Origin of the sequence: Streptomyces griseiscabiei (assembly GCF_020010925.1) — a bacterium.
Classification (GTDB): domain Bacteria; phylum Actinomycetota; class Actinomycetes; order Streptomycetales; family Streptomycetaceae; genus Streptomyces; species Streptomyces griseiscabiei.
This window is the reverse complement of the sequence record NZ_JAGJBZ010000001.1, coordinates 1,720,720-1,735,833: the sequence shown is the minus strand read 5'-3', so window position 1 is coordinate 1,735,833 and position 15,114 is coordinate 1,720,720. Positions and strand designations below refer to the sequence as shown.

Below are 15,114 nucleotides of genomic sequence, written 5' to 3'. Positions count from 1 at the left end.
GTGAATGACGACCACCATGCCGGACCACGGCGGCATCCCCCAGGAACAGGACGACCGGCCTTGGGCCGATCTCGCCCGATCGGCACCCGACCGGGCCGAGGCCCTCCTCGCCAGGCTCACCCTCCCCGAGAAGGTCGCCCAGCTCAGCAGCACCTGGGAGGACATCGAGGCCGACGGCCCGGAAGTGGCCCCGGGCAGCAACCACTTCGGCCGCGTCGGTGACCTCGACGAAACAGCCCGGCACGGTCTGGGACAGCTCACCCGTCCCTACGGGACCCTGCCCCGCCCTGCTCTGGAGCACGCCCGCCTCCTGGCCGAGCACCAGCGGCAGGTGGTGGCACAGAGCAGGTTCGGTATCCCGGCCATGGCGCACGACGAGTGCCTGACCGGCTTCACCGCCTACGGCGCCACCATCTACCCCACTTCGCTGGCGATGGCCGCCACCTTCGACCCCGAACTGATCCGCCGAGTCGGCGAGGCGATCGGCGCCGACATGGCCGAGGCCGGCGTTCACCAGGGGCTTGCCCCGGTCGTCGACGTGATCCGCGACTACCGCTGGGGTCGCTGCGAGGAGACCTACGGCGAGGACCCGTACCTGGTGGGTGAGGTGGCCGAGGCGTACGTCACCGGGTTGCAGAGCGCCGGTGTGTACGCCACCCTCAAGCACTTCGCCGGGTACTCCGCGTCCATGGGCGGCCGCAACCACGCCCCCGTGCACGCTGGCCGCCGCGAACTGTTCGACGTCATCCTGCCGCCCTTCGAACGGCTCGTCGCCGCCGGCGTCGGCTCGGTGATGAACTCGTACGCCGAGATCGACGGCGAGGCGCCCGCCGCCAGCCGGTGGCTGCTGACCGACGTCCTGCGTGAGGCGTGGGGGTTCGAGGGGACCGTCGTCTCCGACTACTGGTCCCTGCCCTTCCTGGTGAGCGCCCACCGGGTGGCCGCCGACCTGCGCGACGCCGGCGCGCTCGCGCTGAGCGCCGGCATGGACGTGGAACTGCCCGACCAGCGCGGCTTCGGCGACGCCCTCGTCCACGCCGTACAACAGGGGCTGGTGGACGAAGACCGGGTCGACCGCGCGGTGCGCCGGGTGCTGCGGCAGAAGATCGAACTCGGACTGCTGGATCCCGGCTGGGACCCACGGCCCCCCGCTCTGCGCGCGGGGGAACTGGACCTCGACAAGCCAGAGAACCGTGGGCTTGCCTACGCCGTGGCACAGTCGAGCGCCGTTCTGCTGTCGAACGACGGGGCCCTGCCTCTCCCGTACGTCGGCCGGATCGCATTGATCGGCCCGTGCGCCGACGACGTGCGCACGATGTTCGGCTGCTACAGCTTCCCCAACCACGTCCTCGCAGACCGCGACGACCTCGGCGACGGCGTCGAGGCGGCCTCCCTGCGTACCGCCCTCGCCGAGGAAATCCCTTCCGTTCATTGGGAGTTCGAGCAGGGCTGCCCGATCCGCGACGAGGACCGCTCCGGCATCCCGGCCGCGGTGGCGGCCTGCGCGGCGGCCGACCTGACCGTCCTCGTCGTCGGCGACAAGGCGGGCATGTTCGGCATCGGCACCTCGGGCGAGGGCTGCGACGTGGAGGACCTGCGACTGCCGGGCGTCCAGGAGGAACTGGTCGAGGCGCTCCTGGAGACCGGGAAGCCGGTCGTGGTGGTCGTCAGCAGCGGCAGGCCCTATGCCATGGGCCGGTTCGCGCCCGCCGCCGCGGCCCTGGTGCAGGTCTTCCTGCCAGGGGAGGAGGGCGGCCGGGCGCTGGCCCAACTCCTCTCCGGGCGCGCCAACTTCAGCGGAAAGCTCCCCGTGCAGATCCCCGCCTCGCCGGGCGGGCAGCCGTACACCTACCTCCACCCGCCGCTCGGCGACCGGCAGAGCTTCCTGTCCAACCTCGACCCCACCCCCGCCTTCCCGTTCGGCCACGGACTGTCGTACACCACATTTGAGACCGACCTCATGACCGTCGACCGCGACCAGGTGCCCACGGACGGCGAGTTCACGGTCAGCGCGCGGGTACGCAACACGGGAGCGGTGGCGGGCGCCGAAACGGTCCAGCTGTACGCCGTCGACCCGGTCGCGCAGGTGACCCGACCGGTGCGCTTCCTGCTCGGCTTCGCCAAGGTCACCCTCGCTCCCGGCGAGCAGGCGACCATCTGTTTCCACGTCCACACCGACCGCCTGGCCTTCACCGGCTTGGACGGCCGACGCGTCGTCGAACCCGGCGAGATCGTCCTCCACGCGGGCTCCTCCAGCCTGGACACACCGGCGCGGGAGGTCCTGCAACTGGTCGGCGTGGAGCGGGACGCGACGGTCCTGCGGCATCACACGGTTCCCGTGTCCGTCGAGCGGGAGTGAGCCGGCGGGAGGCGGACGAAGGGGCCGGCAGCATGCGCCGCCGGCCGGATCGCGTTACCCGGAAACCGCCGGAGTGCGAGCCTTCGTCGACGTCCGTAGCACGAGCTCCGTGGCGAGCTCGATGCGCGGGGACGCGGGCGGCCGGCCCTGGGCGAGTTCCAGGAGGATCCGCGTCGCCTCGCGCCCCAGCTCCTCGAACGGCTGCCGTACGGCGCTCAGCGGCGGGCAGGCCATGGCCGCCACCAGGGTGTCGTCGAAGGACATCACCGCCAGGTCGTCCGGCACGCCCAGTCCCTGCTGGCGAGCGGCCTCCAGCACGCCGAGCGCCTGTGCGTCGCTGGCCGCGAAGACGGCCGTGGGCGGGTCGTCGGCCCGCAGGATCTGCAGGCTGGCGGCGAGCGCTTCGTCGTAGTCGAAGTCGGTCGAGCGGACGATCGCGGGGTCGTAGGCCAGGGCGGCTTCCTCCAGGGCGGCCCGGTAGCCGTGCACGCGTGCCGCCCCGGCCAGGGAATGCGAGCGGCCCGCGACCATGCCGATCCGGGTATGCCCGAGGTCCAGCAGGTGTTGCACGGCCTCCCGGGCGCCGCTCCAGTTCGTCACGCCGATGCTGGGAATGTCCTGCGTCGGCGCGCTAAGCGGGTCGATCAGCACCACGGGGATCCGCTGCTCGACGATCCGGCGCTGGTCCTCTTCGGCCAGCATCGAGATCACGATGACCATCCCGGCCGCACCGAGCGCCACGCACTCCTCGAGCCATCCGGAAATGGACCGGCGGCCCGTGGTCCCCGTGACCACGTTGATGTCCAACTCACCGGCCGCGTCCACGATCCCGCGCGCCACTTCCAAGGTGTACGGGCCCGACAGGTCTCGGAACACCGCGATGATCTGCCGGGGCGTGGAGGGGTCCCGCTCCCACGGGCGGGCGTAGCTGTAGCGGTCCAGTAGCTCCTCGACTCTGGCGCGCGTCGCCGCGCCGACGTCCCGACGTCGGTGCACCACCTTGGACACGGTACTGAGCGAGACTCCCGCTTCGGCGGCGATGTTCGTCAGCAAACCGTACTGCGCTTCTTGTCGGTCCCGACCTCGATGTGTCACTTCCTCGATGCCCGTTCTGTTAGCCGAACACCGATGTGCCGGACCGCGCCGCGTATCTGCCAAAACTCCGCTGCAAAGTAACGGGGCTCGGCAGGCGGCGGCAAGAGCACTGCACGGACGACAAAAACCACCGGTCACGTGGCCGTGGGCCCCGGTCGCCGCCGTCAATACCCGAGGAGGACCGGGCTACGAAACTCTTTCGGAAACGCGCCGGTGACATCAGGGCTCCGCTTCCTGATACTCCGATGACACAGGCATCAGGTTATTCACCCGCCACCGCCATGAGCTCAGAGGACCTGCAATGACAAGACCCTTGGTACGGAAGGCTTTTGCGGCAGCGACGGCCGGCTGCGTCGGCATGGCAGTCGCCCTTGCCTCCGTGACGAGTGCGTCGGCATATCAGCCGAGTTCGTCGAATCTGTATGTGGCGGACAATTCCGCGACGTGCAACAAGAGGCCCTGTGTCCTCTACCCGAAGTCGGCCCAGTTGCCGGGCGGCCGGATCGTGGCGTCGTTCGAGAACAGTCAGGGCGCTCCGGTGGGGCAGACGCTGCCCGTCTACAAGAGCGACGACGACGGCACGACCTGGCAGAAGCTGACCGATGTGAAGCCGCCCTCCGAACTGTCCAGCGACCCGGAATATGCCAAGTACACCAGTAACTGGACGAACCCATACTTCTATGTGCTCCCGCAGGACGTGGGAGACCTCCGCGCCGGCACACTGCTTCTCGCGAGCGTGGTCTCGGGGGACGACTACTACTACAAGGAGAAGAAGGCCGCCGACCCCAACTGGGTGCCGACCGGTAACGGCGACCGCGAGGACGTGGCGATCGCGCTGTACGCCAGCACCGACCAGGGTGCGACCTGGAGGGTCGAGAACATCATCGCCACCGGCAGTTGGCAGGGCGGGACCGACTCGAGCGCCAACAGCAACGCGCAGCAGGACCCGGTCTGGGAGCCGTACCTGATCGCCCGCAACGGCAAACTCGTCGCCTACTACTCCGACGAGAACGACTACCTCAGCTACGACGCCACCACCGGCATACCGGTCCTCGACCCGGACAACGACACCGCGCCGGACTCGGACGGCCAGATCCTCGCGCACAAGACCTGGGACGGCCGCAGCACGTCCTGGAGCCAGCCGGTCGTCGACATGGCGGGTACCACGGTCAGCCGGGGCAACGGCAAGACGCAGATCGGCGGCAAGCGCCCCGGCATGACGACGCTGGCACCGACCACTGACGGCAAGTGGCTCATGACCTACGAGTACTTCGTCGGCGGCCCGGACGTGCGCTACAGGATCGCGGACGATCCGCTGAAGTTCTACGAGGCCGCCGACCACCCGATCAGCGAGCTGCCCGTGCCGGCCGGTGGGCGCACGCTGCCGACCGGCGGCAGCCCGGTGCTCCAGCCCCTGCCGGACGGACGGATCGTGATGAACGCCGCCGGTGACAAGAACGTCTGGGTGAACGAGTCCGGCCGCAGCGACGGCACCTGGAAGGAGTACCAGACCCCGATCGCCGCCGGGTACAGCCGCAACCTCCAGTACGTGGACGGCACGGGACGCGTCCTGATCCTCCAGGCCGCGTGGGCGGGCGGCAGCGTCGGACCGGTGAAATACGCCGAGGTCGACCTCGGCCGGTCCGCCGGCACCTACAGCACCCTCGTCAACCGCGCGACCGGGCAGGTCCTCAGCCCCGATGCCGGAAAGACGCAGGACGCGAACCTCACCGGGAACGCGCCCGACCTCGTCCTGCGCAACAAGGATGCCGCGGACGACACGCAGCGCTGGCACCTGACGGAGAAGAGCGGCAACGTCTCCCTGCTCAACAAGGCCGGTGGCCGCTCGGTCGCCGTTTGGACCGGCAGCGCGACAGCAGGGCAGCACCTGGCCCAGTGGGTCGACGACGGAGCCACCGACAAGCAGTGGACCCTCGCCCCCTCGACCGACGGCTACTACAAGATCCGATCGTTCCGTAACACGAGCCTCTTCATGACGGGCGCCACCCAGAGCGGCCCCGTCACCCTGCAGGCGTCGATCAACGCCGCCACGGACCCCGCGGCGGACGACGCACAGGAGTGGCAGCTCGTCCAGGACCCGGCACCGGCGAACCCCTTCACGCTGAAGGGCGCCAACTCGGGTCGCTGCCTCGACGTGCCCAACGGACAGACAGGTGTGCAGGTACAGATCTGGGACTGCTCCGGGAACCAGAACCAGACCATCACGCAGACCGCCGCGGGTGAACTCCGCGTCGCGGGCAGCTGCCTGGCCGCGGCCGGCGACGGCACCACCGCCGGTACCAAGCTGATCCTCTGGACCTGCAACGGCAAGTCCAGCCAGAAGTGGTCGTTCCGCATGGACGGCTCCGTCATCAACCGCTCCAACGGCCTCGCGATCGATGTGAAGAACTCAGCGAAGGCCAACGGATCGCCGGTCCAGCTGTGGACGGCTCTCGGAAACGCCACCCAGAAGTGGAGCCGAGGCTAGTCACCACCGGCGCGCGGACACATCGAGCGGGTCGGCCCTGAGGACAACTCCTGGCCACGGCGAGTCGACGCCCGCCTATGGCCGGCACGGGGTGCCCCTCCCCGTGCCGGAGGTGTCTACGGTCCCGATCACGCACAGACGATCCGGCCGTTCGGCGGTTCCTCGGCAGCGCCGCGTCCCGCGTCACGCAGCAACAGATCCCTCCAGCGGCGTAGTGACCGTGAGCTTCCCCCTCGACTCCACTTTCACCTGATCGTGGCCCCCAGAAAGACAGGATATGTACATGTCAGCGCTTCGAGCCCGGCTGACGGCGATACTGGTCGCCGCCTGCCTGCTCTTCACCGCCCAGGTCCTGACCACGCCCCAGCGGGCCGCCGCCGCCGATCCGGGCTATCTGATGGCCCACTTCATCGGGGAGGGGTCGACGGGGCAGCAGATCTACTTCTCACACAGCACGGACGGCCTGAACTGGAACGACCTCAACGGCGGGGGCATGGTCCTGCGCTCCACGGTGGGCACGCGCGGGGTGCGTGACCCCGCCCTGGTCCGTTCTCCCGACGGGAGCAAGTACTGGATCATCGCGACCGACCTGTGCATCGGCTGCGGCCAGTCGTGGGGGGACTCCACGTCCAACGGCAGCCGCAACCTGGTGGTGTGGGAGTCGAGCGACCTGGTCACCTGGTCGCAGCCCTGGCTGCTGAACGTCGCCGGCGCAATCCCCGACGGGCGCAACGCGTGGGCGCCGGAAGCGATCTGGGACGAGGAAACCAACGACTACGTCCTGTACTGGGCGACCAACGCCACCCTGGGCGGCGTGCTGAAGCACCGCATCTACTACGCCCGCACCTCCGACTTCCACACCATCACGACCCCGCAGCTCTACATCGACCGCCCCGGCACCCAGGGCATCATCGACACCCAGATCATCGAGCAGCCGGCCGGCGTCGGTCAGTACCGCTACGTGCGTGCCTCCGGCGACGGCCAGATCACCCTCGAGGGCAGCAACTCGATCCTGGGAACCTGGACCACCATCGGCAACCTTTCCGGCATCGGCCTCACCGGCGCCCAGGTCGAGGGCCCGATGTGGATGAAGTTCCGTGACCGCAACGAGTGGGCCCTCTACCTCGACCAGTACGCCACCAGCCGCGGTTACATGCCGGTCCTGACCACCAACCCGTCCACGTCGAGCAGTTACCGCCTTCCGGCGTCGGGAAGCTACAGCATGGGCGGGACGAAGAAGCGGCACGGTGAGATCCTGACCCTGACGGCCGCCGAGGAGAGCCGGGTGCAGGCGCGCTACGCCAACGTCGCCCCCAAGCGGCTCCAGTCGTTCAACTTCCAGGACCGCTACGTGCGGCACACCAACTTCGACGTCCGCATCGACCAGAACATCACCAGCCAGGACGCCCAGTTCCGGCCGCGGCCCGGCCTGGCCGGGTCCGGAACCGTCTCCTTCGAGTCGGTCAACTTCCCCGGATACTTCCTGCGCCACGTCAACTTCGACTTCCAGCTGGTCTACAACGACGGCAGCACCCAGTTCGCCGCCGACGCCACCTTCCGGCAGGTCGCCGGACTCGCCGACTCCTCCTGGTCGTCGTTCCAGTCGTACAACCACCCCGATCGCTACATCCGCCACTACGCCTTCGAACTGAAGCTCGACCCCATCACCACCGCCACCGCACGCAACGACGCCACCTTCCGCGTCACGAGCTGACCCGACAGGGAAGCCGGCGCCGGCCCGGCAGGTCGTTCCCTCGGTGTCGTCTTCTTCACCGAGGTCCGCCGCTGCCGGGCGGGTGGCGTGTGCCGCCCGCCCGGCCTCTCACCGAGAGGAAGAGGGAGAGCATGTTGGCACGATTGATCCGAAGACGGACGTTCCTGGTCGCCCTGATCGCGATCGTCGCGGGTGTGGTCGCACCCGCGCAGACGGCCGAAGCGGCGGATGCCGATTCCGCCTACGTGATGGGCTACTTCAAGGAGTCGATCAGCGGAGCGGGCAACGTCAACGCCCTGCATCTCGCCGTCAGCGACGACGGCCGGGAGTGGACGCCACTCAACGACAACAACGCGATCCTCACCCCGACCGCGGGCACCAAGGGCATCCGCGACCCGTTCCTGTACCGGCTGCGGGACGGCAGCTGGGTCGCGCTGGCGACCGACATCGCCGTCGGCGGCAGCTTCACGAAGGCCAACCCGAACATCCACGTCTGGACCTCGCCGGACCTGGTGAACTGGTCGGCGGACCGGCTGCTCAAGGTCAACGCCACCAACGCGAACTCCTACAGCTGGGCCCCGGCCATCCACTGGGACCCGGTCCGCAGCGCCTACGGCATCACGTTCACCACTGTCCCGCAGGGCTCATCGCACTCGGTGATCGCCGCCGCCTACACGACCGACTTCGTCACCGCCACCGACCCCGTGGTGTTCTACGACACGGGGTCCGACATCCTCGACTCCCACGTCGTCACCGGCGTCAACGGATCCAACTACCTCTACTACAAGAGCAACGCGACGGGCCGCCTGGCCGGCGCGCGGTCGACGTCGGTGGAACCGGGCAGCTTCACCAAGTACACCGAGGGCGTCGCCGAGAACCGGTGCACCGAGGCCCCCACGCTGGTGAAGTCCCTCACCTCGTCCACCTGGTCGCTGTGGGGTGACACCTTCTGCCCCAACGCGAAGTTCGACCTGTGGCAGGGCGACCTGGTGTCGGGGACGTGGACCAAGGTGGGCCGCCAGTCCTACACCGCGCCGCTGAACGGGAAGCACAACACCATCCAGCCGATCACCGCGGCCGACCGCGACCGGCTCCTCGCCCGGTACGGCGGCACGAGCTGGAACCTGCTGAAGTCCTACAACTTCCCCGGCCACTACGTCCGGCACGCGAGCTTCGTCGGTCGCATCAGCGAGATGCCCTTCGACCCCTACCAGGACGCGCAGTGGCGGCTGCGGCCCGGGCTGTCCGACCCGAACGGAGTGTCGTTCGAGTCGGTCAACTTCCCCGGCTACTACCTGAGACAGGACAACTTCGAGATCAAGGTCGTCCGCAACGACGGAACGTCGGGCTTCGCCACAGACGCCACGTTCACCCGTGTCGCCGGCCTCGCCGACGGAACCTGGTCGTCGTTCCGCTCGGCCGGCTTCCCGACGCGCTACCTCCGGCACTCGTCCTTCGTGCTGCGGCTCGACGAGATCTCGACCGCGGCCGGCCGGGCGGACGCCACCTTCAAAGCCGTCTACTGACTCAGCTGATTCACCGGGCGAGCCCGCCGTACCGCGGTCGACCGGGTAGGCGGGCGCTCCGCCCACCTCTGTCCGACGTTACGCACGATGTTCGGATTCTCGAACGCGCTGCTGAAGGGGCCTTTCCGTGTTCCGCACCCGTCACTGGTTCGTACTCGGGGCAGCTCTGCTGACCCTGTTCGCTTCACTGGTCACCACACAGCCCGCCGCCGGTGCCGACGGCCGGCCGTTCACCAACCCGGTCAAGTCGCAGAAGGGCGCCGACCCCTGGCTGGAGTACTACAACGGCAACTACTACCTGATCACCACGACCTTCACCGGCGTCCTGACCATGCGGAAGTCGCCCACTCTGGCCGGTCTCTCCACCGCCGCCAGCGTCCAGGTCTGGAGCGACACCAACCCGGCCCGCAACAACAACATCTGGGCGCCGGAGCTGCATTTCTTCGACAGTCACTGGTACCTCTACTACTCCGCCGGCCCAGCCGGAGTCGCCTGTTGCGACTCCCAGCGCACCCATGTCCTGGAAAGCGCCGGTACAGACCCCATGGGTCCGTACACGTACAAGAACATGCTCACCGGCTCCAACCTGTCGACCGGTGGCTGGCTCATCGACGCCAGCGTGCTCAAGCACGACGACAAGCTGTACCTGGTGGGCAGCGGCTTCATCAACAGCAGTACGCAGAGCCTGGTCATCGCGCCGATGAGCAACCCGTACACACTCAGCAGCCAGACCTTCAGCATCATCTCCAGCCCCACCCTGAGCTGGGAGAGATCGCGCACCCCGGTCAACGAGGGTCCCGAACCCCTCTACCACGACGGTCGGACATTCCTCACCTTCTCCGCGAGCTTCTGCTCCACCCCGGACTACAAACTGGGCCAGCTGGAGCTCACCGGCAGTGACCCGCTCCTCACCTCCTCCTGGACGAAGAAGCAGACCCCCGTCTTCCAGCGCGATGACGCGGTGGGCGTCTACGGACCCGGCCACAACGGGTTCTTCGCCTCCCCCGACGGCACCGAGAACTGGATCGTCTACCACGCCAACGACACCACCAACGGAGGCTGTGGCAACGACCGCACCACCCGGGCCCAGAAGTTCACCTGGAACGCCGACGGCACCCCGAACTTCGGCACCCCGGTCGCCCTCGGCACCACCCTGCCCGGCCCCTCCGGGGAGACGGCACTCACCCCGACCTCCTACCAAGTGGTGAACCGCCACAGCGGTAAGTGCCTGGACGTCGCGAACAGTGACCCCGCCGACGGCACCAACATCCAGCAGTGGGCCTGCCATACGGGCGCCAACCAGAAGTGGCGCGTCGAGGACCAGGGCAACGACACCAGCCGGCTGGTGAACGTCGCCACCGGCAAGGTCATGGACATCGCGAACTGCGGCTCCGCCGACGGCGCCGACATCCGGCAGTGGTCCTGGCTGAACAACAACTGCCAGAAGTTCCGGCTCGTGTACACGGCCAACGGTGACTACGTCCGGATCGTCAACGAGGCCACCGGCAAGGTCGCCGACGTCGCCAACTGCTCCACCACCGACGGCGCCGACGTACGCCAGTGGACCTGGCTGAACAACGACTGCCAGCAGTGGCAGCTCAGGCCCGTCGCCTGAGCAATCCCGAGTGGCGGCTGCCACTGCCCCCTGGCAGCCGCCACGTCTTCCCCCCCTCCACGCCTGACCCCCAGGAGAACCGCCCCATGACCCGCCCCATCAGCCGCCGCGCGCTGACCGCGGGGGCCATCGCACTGGTCGTCTTCGCCACTACCAGTGCGCCCGCCCGCGCTGCCGCGTCGGCCTCCTCGGCCGCGAACTTCACCAACCCGATCGCGCTCCAGCGCGCCGATCCGCACGTCTTCAAGCACACCGACGGCTTCTACTACTTCACCGCGACGGTTCCGGCGTACGACAGGATCGTGATGCGCCGGGCCACCACCCTCCAGGGCCTCGCCACCGCCCCCGAGACCACCATCTGGACCAAGCACGCCAGCGGTGAGATGGGCGCTCACATCTGGGCCCCGGAGATCCACTTCATCGACGGCAAGTGGTACGTCTACTTCTCCGCCGGCTCCGCAGGCGACAAGTGGAGGATCCGGATGTACGCGCTGGAGTCCAGCGCCGCGAACCCGCTGACCGGCCCCTGGACCGAGAAGGGCCGCATCACCACCAACTGGGACTCCTGGTCCCTGGACCACACGACCTTCGTCAACAACGGCACCCGCTACTTCGTCTGGGCGCAGTCCAACCCCTCCGGCCCCGGCGGCATCTACCTGGCGAAGATGCCCAACCCTTGGACGATCACCGGAGAGCAAGTACGACTGTCAACCCCTGAGTTCGCCTGGGAGAAGCAGGGGTTCGACGTCAACGAAGGCCCGGCCGTCCTGCAGAAGAACGGCAAGGTCTTCGTCACCTACTCGGCCAGCGCCACCGACGCCAACTACTGCCTCGGCATGCTGACCGCCAACGCCACCGCCGACCTGACGGATCCCGGGTCCTGGACCAAGAACACCGAGCCGGTGTTCAAGAGCAACGACGCCACCAGCCAGTACGGCCCCGGCCACAACTCCTTCACCGTCTCCGAGGACGGCAAGTCGGACATCCTCGTCTACCACGACCGCAGCTACAAGGACATCAGCGGCGACCCGCTCAACGACCCCAACCGACGCACCCGCTTCCAGAAGATCTACTGGAACACCGACGGCACGCCCAACTTCGGCATCCCGGTGGCCGACGGCGTCACCCCCGTCCGCTTCTCCTCGTACACCTTCCCCGACCGCTACATCCGGCACGAAGGGTTCAGGGCCAAGACCCAGGCGAACGTCACCAACCTCGCCGACTCCCAGTTCCGCGTCGTCCCCGGCCTCGCCGGCACCGGCACGGTATCCCTCGAGTCGGCCAACTTCCCCGGCTACTACCTGCGCCACAAGAACTTCGAGGTCTGGGTCGAGAAGAACGACGGCACGGCCGTCTTCAGGAGTGATGCCTCCTTCACCCAGCGCGCCGGCCTGGCCGACTCCGCCGACGGCATCTCCTTCGAGTCGTACAACTTTCCCGGCCGTTACATCCGCCACTACAACAACCTGCTCCACGTCCAACCGGTCAGCACGACACTCGACCGGCAGGACGCCACCTACTACGCGGAGTAGCAAGCTCACCGCTCGCGACACCACGGTGCGGTCGACGCCCTCCCGTCACGTGGGGCTTCGCGCCGCCGTGAGGCGCGTCGCGAGTGCTGTAAGGCGCTTGACCAGACCTGGTCATAGCGCTGAGCTCGATGGTCGCCGTTCCGTGACGGAGGGTTCCGAACCTGACGGCCCACCGCGCCCCGGACACGGCGGCGGGTACGACGGTGACGCCGAGCCCGCACTCGGCCATGGCGGTCGGCGAGGTCATCGACCGTGCCCAGTGGGCCGGGGCGGGGCTGAAGCCGGCGGCCCGGCTTGGTTGCCATGGCGTCGTAGTCGTCGGGCCGGATGTGGCAGTGCAGCCACACACCCGGGCGTCGCCCGCGAGGTCCGCCAGATCCAGCGGACCGACGTCGTCCGCCGCCGGGTGGCCCGAGGGGAGGAGGGCAGCCGGAATACGCCCCATCCCTCCAGGTCCTCGACGTCCTCGGGCCGGGCGAGCGGGTTCGCCAGCAGCCGGGTGGACTCCTCGAAGATCTCCTCCGCCCGGCGGTAGGAGAGCCGGGCCCGGCTGGTCTCCTCGCACACGTTTAGCGTCGCGGTCCCGGCCGGGGCCTTGCGACCGGTCAGGAACAGCGGCCCGTGGGTGCGGCCGGCGATCAGACGGGGCAGGAGCTGGGCAGTGCCGGACTGCCAGTGGATCCACTCGGTCGCGCCGCCCTTGGCGGTGATTTTGCCGCGCTTGTCTTGCGGGTACAGGTCTTCCACGTTCAGGCACAGCACCTCGTCGGCCCGTGCGGCGGACTCGTAGAGCATCTTCCAGAACGTCTTCTCCCGCAGTGAGACGTCCAGGCGCCACAGGGCAGCGATCTGATTCTCCGCCAGGGCCTTGGTGCGGTCCGGCGGCGCCGGCCGCCGCTGATGCCGATCGTGGGATCGCCTTCGATCCAGCCCTGGCGCTGCCACCAGCCGATCGCCTTGCGCGCGATGGACAGCTCGCGGTTGACGGTGTCGGCGTCCATCTCGTCCGCCCGCGCCGCCGCCAGTTCGGCCAGCACCTCCGGCGGCGCCGGTTCGTCGATCGCCGCGACGAAGAAGACGGGCGGCTTCGCGCCCCGGCGGGCGGGTCAGGTCGGCGCGGGTTCGCCGGTGAGCATCCACCCCCACGTCGTCAGCGAGATCCGGTAGATCCGCGCAGAGGAATTCGCGATGCCCGCGCCGGTGAGATACCGCTCGACCGCCGCGGTGTACGACGCCGGCGGGGCGGACAGCGGCACCACCCGGGCCCGCGGCAACCGAAGCAGCCCCCGGCCCCGAGTTCGGTCACTGGGTTCGATCGTCACGCCCGCCCCGCCCCACTCAGCGCTGCCGCAGTAAATGCGTACACCTCATCCCGGTGGCCGGAACACCCCGCCGCAGGTCGTGGTGATCACGGTAGAGGCCCTGCCGCAGTAAATCCGGCATTTACTGCGGCACCACCCTGACGAGCCAACAGGTGCGGAAGGTCCGGAAAGCAGAACCGCCGCTCATGCGTTCCCTGCACGATGTCATACCGTCACGACGCCCTGTGTGCTCCCATGGTTGGCGTGGCGTTGGCGACACGGGAGTCATCCTGGAACACTCGCCGCCTTCGAAGCGCCACCGGCCCGCTGTGTCGTCAACGTTCACCACGCTCAGCTGACCCACTGCCGGATTCGATGAGATGCGGCATCCCCGATATCAGTTCCGTCCGCGCCTCCGCCTATTCTAACAGGTTCGCCTTTCTCATCTTGGCAAGAAGTGCGTTGAAATCATCCTTCAGCTTGCTAATGTCCATCGAATTCGAGTCCGCCTGTTTTTCCGCGCGCTGTGGAAGCGGTTCAATGCACCATTTGTTTGCGGGATCATCCAAGTCATAGAGCGTCTGCCAAACTAGGTGACTCGCCAGCAGCGCACACCGCTTCACCATGCCGACCTTGGACATCTCAGCGGCGTCCAGCACCTTCGCCTGCCCAGAGAAGTGCTCCACCTTCCCCGGCGGAACCCACTGAAGCCATGTCGCCGTCGCCCCCAGCGCTTCCAGCCTGTCCAGGTGGGCAAGGTGCTCGCGCAGGTGGGAGACCGTCGGCGCCTTCGCCGGGCGCTTCAGCTCGTCGAACCTGCTGCGACCGCCCGCAGGCACCCGCAGCAGTCCCAGCAACCCGGCGCGGTCGACCTCGTCCATCCGCGACACGATCGCTGCGAAGAAGTCCTCTTTCGCCTCGGTCCTGATCGCCGAGGCCATCTCGTCCAGCGTGCTGTAGCCGGGCAGCTCCATCCTCGCCTTGACCAGCTTCTCCAGCGCCACGTTGATCAGGTCGGCCTGGTTGTCTTTGGTCTGCACGGCCTCCCTAATCGCCACTGCGGCGACCTCCCGGGCCTTCTCCACGTCGTAGGCCACGCCGATCCGTTCACGGATGAAGTCCCGCTGCCGCGCAGCCGTACGCACCGAATCGTGCCGCGGCGACACGCTCTCATCCTGCTCCAGCAGATCGCGCACATGCCCGACCACCAACTCCGGCACCTCGCCCAGATCCGGGGAATAGCCCAGCTTCTGGTAGCTCTTCAGCAGCACCACCAGCGCCAGCAGATGCTCCGGCGAGCGCGCCTTGCCTCGCGCCCACGCCGCCTCGGCGGTGCCGGGGGTGAACGCCTCCTGCAACTCGCGAGAGGAGATCGTGCGCTTGAACCGCGGATACGCGGTACGCTCCACCGAAGCCATGCGCCGCATGATCCCGGCCGCTCACTCATACGAAGCGCACGCAGCCGAGTCGATCACAGACACCAC

At 68.2% G+C, this 15,114-nt stretch carries 10 protein-coding genes; 7 read left to right on the top strand and 3 right to left on the bottom strand.

Annotation, left to right across the window (positions count from 1 at the left end; all coding sequences use genetic code 11):
- Positions 1-4 precede the first annotated feature (4 nt).
- Positions 5-2,359 carry a glycoside hydrolase family 3 N-terminal domain-containing protein gene (locus J8M51_RS07550; RefSeq protein WP_086756783.1) on the top strand — a complete coding sequence of 785 codons (2,355 nt, stop codon included), beginning with the start codon at positions 5-7 and terminating at the stop codon, positions 2,357-2,359.
- Positions 2,360-2,413: 54 nt separating this feature from the next.
- Here J8M51_RS07550 and J8M51_RS07545 read toward each other — a convergent pair whose 3' ends face one another.
- Positions 2,414-3,412 (bottom strand): LacI family DNA-binding transcriptional regulator, encoded by a 999-nt coding sequence (locus J8M51_RS07545; protein WP_267299048.1) that lies wholly within the window; start codon positions 3,410-3,412, stop codon positions 2,414-2,416.
- 343 nt (positions 3,413-3,755) lie between these two features.
- Here J8M51_RS07545 and J8M51_RS07540 point away from each other — a divergent pair, with 343 nt between their 5' ends.
- The 5 genes from J8M51_RS07540 (at position 3,756) to J8M51_RS07520 (ending at position 12,329) form a co-directional block, all read left to right on the top strand.
- Positions 3,756-5,942 (top strand): RICIN domain-containing protein, encoded by a 2,187-nt coding sequence (locus J8M51_RS07540; RefSeq protein WP_086756787.1) that lies wholly within the window; start codon positions 3,756-3,758, stop codon positions 5,940-5,942.
- Positions 5,943-6,225: 283 nt separating this feature from the next.
- Complete coding sequence (locus J8M51_RS07535; RefSeq protein ID WP_086756804.1) at positions 6,226-7,656, top strand: glycoside hydrolase family 43 protein; 1,431 nt, start codon at positions 6,226-6,228, stop codon at positions 7,654-7,656.
- A gap of 131 nt (positions 7,657-7,787) precedes the next feature.
- Complete coding sequence (locus J8M51_RS07530) at positions 7,788-9,182, top strand: glycoside hydrolase family 43 protein (RefSeq protein ID WP_256964970.1); 1,395 nt, start codon at positions 7,788-7,790, stop codon at positions 9,180-9,182.
- A 127-nt stretch (positions 9,183-9,309) separates the two neighbouring features.
- Positions 9,310-10,797, top strand: coding sequence for a family 43 glycosylhydrolase (locus J8M51_RS07525; protein ID WP_086756790.1), 1,488 nt, complete (start codon positions 9,310-9,312; stop codon positions 10,795-10,797).
- An 86-nt stretch (positions 10,798-10,883) separates the two neighbouring features.
- A complete protein-coding gene (locus J8M51_RS07520) occupies positions 10,884-12,329 on the top strand; it encodes a family 43 glycosylhydrolase (protein WP_086756792.1) in 1,446 nt (481 codons plus the stop codon).
- Between the two features lie 243 nt (positions 12,330-12,572).
- Here the strand turns inward: J8M51_RS07520 and J8M51_RS07515 are convergent, their stop codons facing one another.
- The gene (locus J8M51_RS07515; protein ID WP_267299047.1) at positions 12,573-13,274 is read right to left on the bottom strand and encodes a DNA polymerase Y subunit UmuC family protein; all 702 of its coding nucleotides are present in this window, start codon (positions 13,272-13,274) and stop codon (positions 12,573-12,575) included.
- A 21-nt stretch (positions 13,275-13,295) separates the two neighbouring features.
- On the opposite strand from J8M51_RS07515, the gene J8M51_RS07510 reads away from it, so the two are divergent.
- The gene (locus J8M51_RS07510) at positions 13,296-13,496 is read left to right on the top strand and encodes a hypothetical protein (RefSeq protein WP_179203151.1); all 201 of its coding nucleotides are present in this window, start codon (positions 13,296-13,298) and stop codon (positions 13,494-13,496) included.
- 553 nt (positions 13,497-14,049) lie between these two features.
- Here J8M51_RS07510 and J8M51_RS07505 read toward each other — a convergent pair.
- Positions 14,050-15,048: a DUF4158 domain-containing protein gene (locus J8M51_RS07505; RefSeq protein ID WP_179203154.1), complete on the bottom strand. Its 999-nt coding sequence runs from the start codon at positions 15,046-15,048 to the stop codon at positions 14,050-14,052.
- Positions 15,049-15,114 lie beyond the last annotated feature (66 nt).

What these genes read in the sequence shown, in the direction of transcription:
- J8M51_RS07530 (WP_256964970.1), top strand. Translation starts at nt 7,788, where the DNA reads ATGTTGGCACGATTGATCCGAAGACGGACGTTCCTGGTCGCCCTGATC.
- J8M51_RS07505 (WP_179203154.1), bottom strand. Translation starts at nt 15,048, where the DNA reads ATGGCTTCGGTGGAGCGTACCGCGTATCCGCGGTTCAAGCGCACGATC.
- J8M51_RS07540 (WP_086756787.1), top strand. Translation starts at nt 3,756, where the DNA reads ATGACAAGACCCTTGGTACGGAAGGCTTTTGCGGCAGCGACGGCCGGC.
- J8M51_RS07510 (WP_179203151.1), top strand. Translation starts at nt 13,296, where the DNA reads ATGGACAGCTCGCGGTTGACGGTGTCGGCGTCCATCTCGTCCGCCCGC.
- J8M51_RS07520 (WP_086756792.1), top strand. Translation starts at nt 10,884, where the DNA reads ATGACCCGCCCCATCAGCCGCCGCGCGCTGACCGCGGGGGCCATCGCA.
- J8M51_RS07550 (WP_086756783.1), top strand. Translation starts at nt 5, where the DNA reads ATGACGACCACCATGCCGGACCACGGCGGCATCCCCCAGGAACAGGAC.
- J8M51_RS07535 (WP_086756804.1), top strand. Translation starts at nt 6,226, where the DNA reads ATGTCAGCGCTTCGAGCCCGGCTGACGGCGATACTGGTCGCCGCCTGC.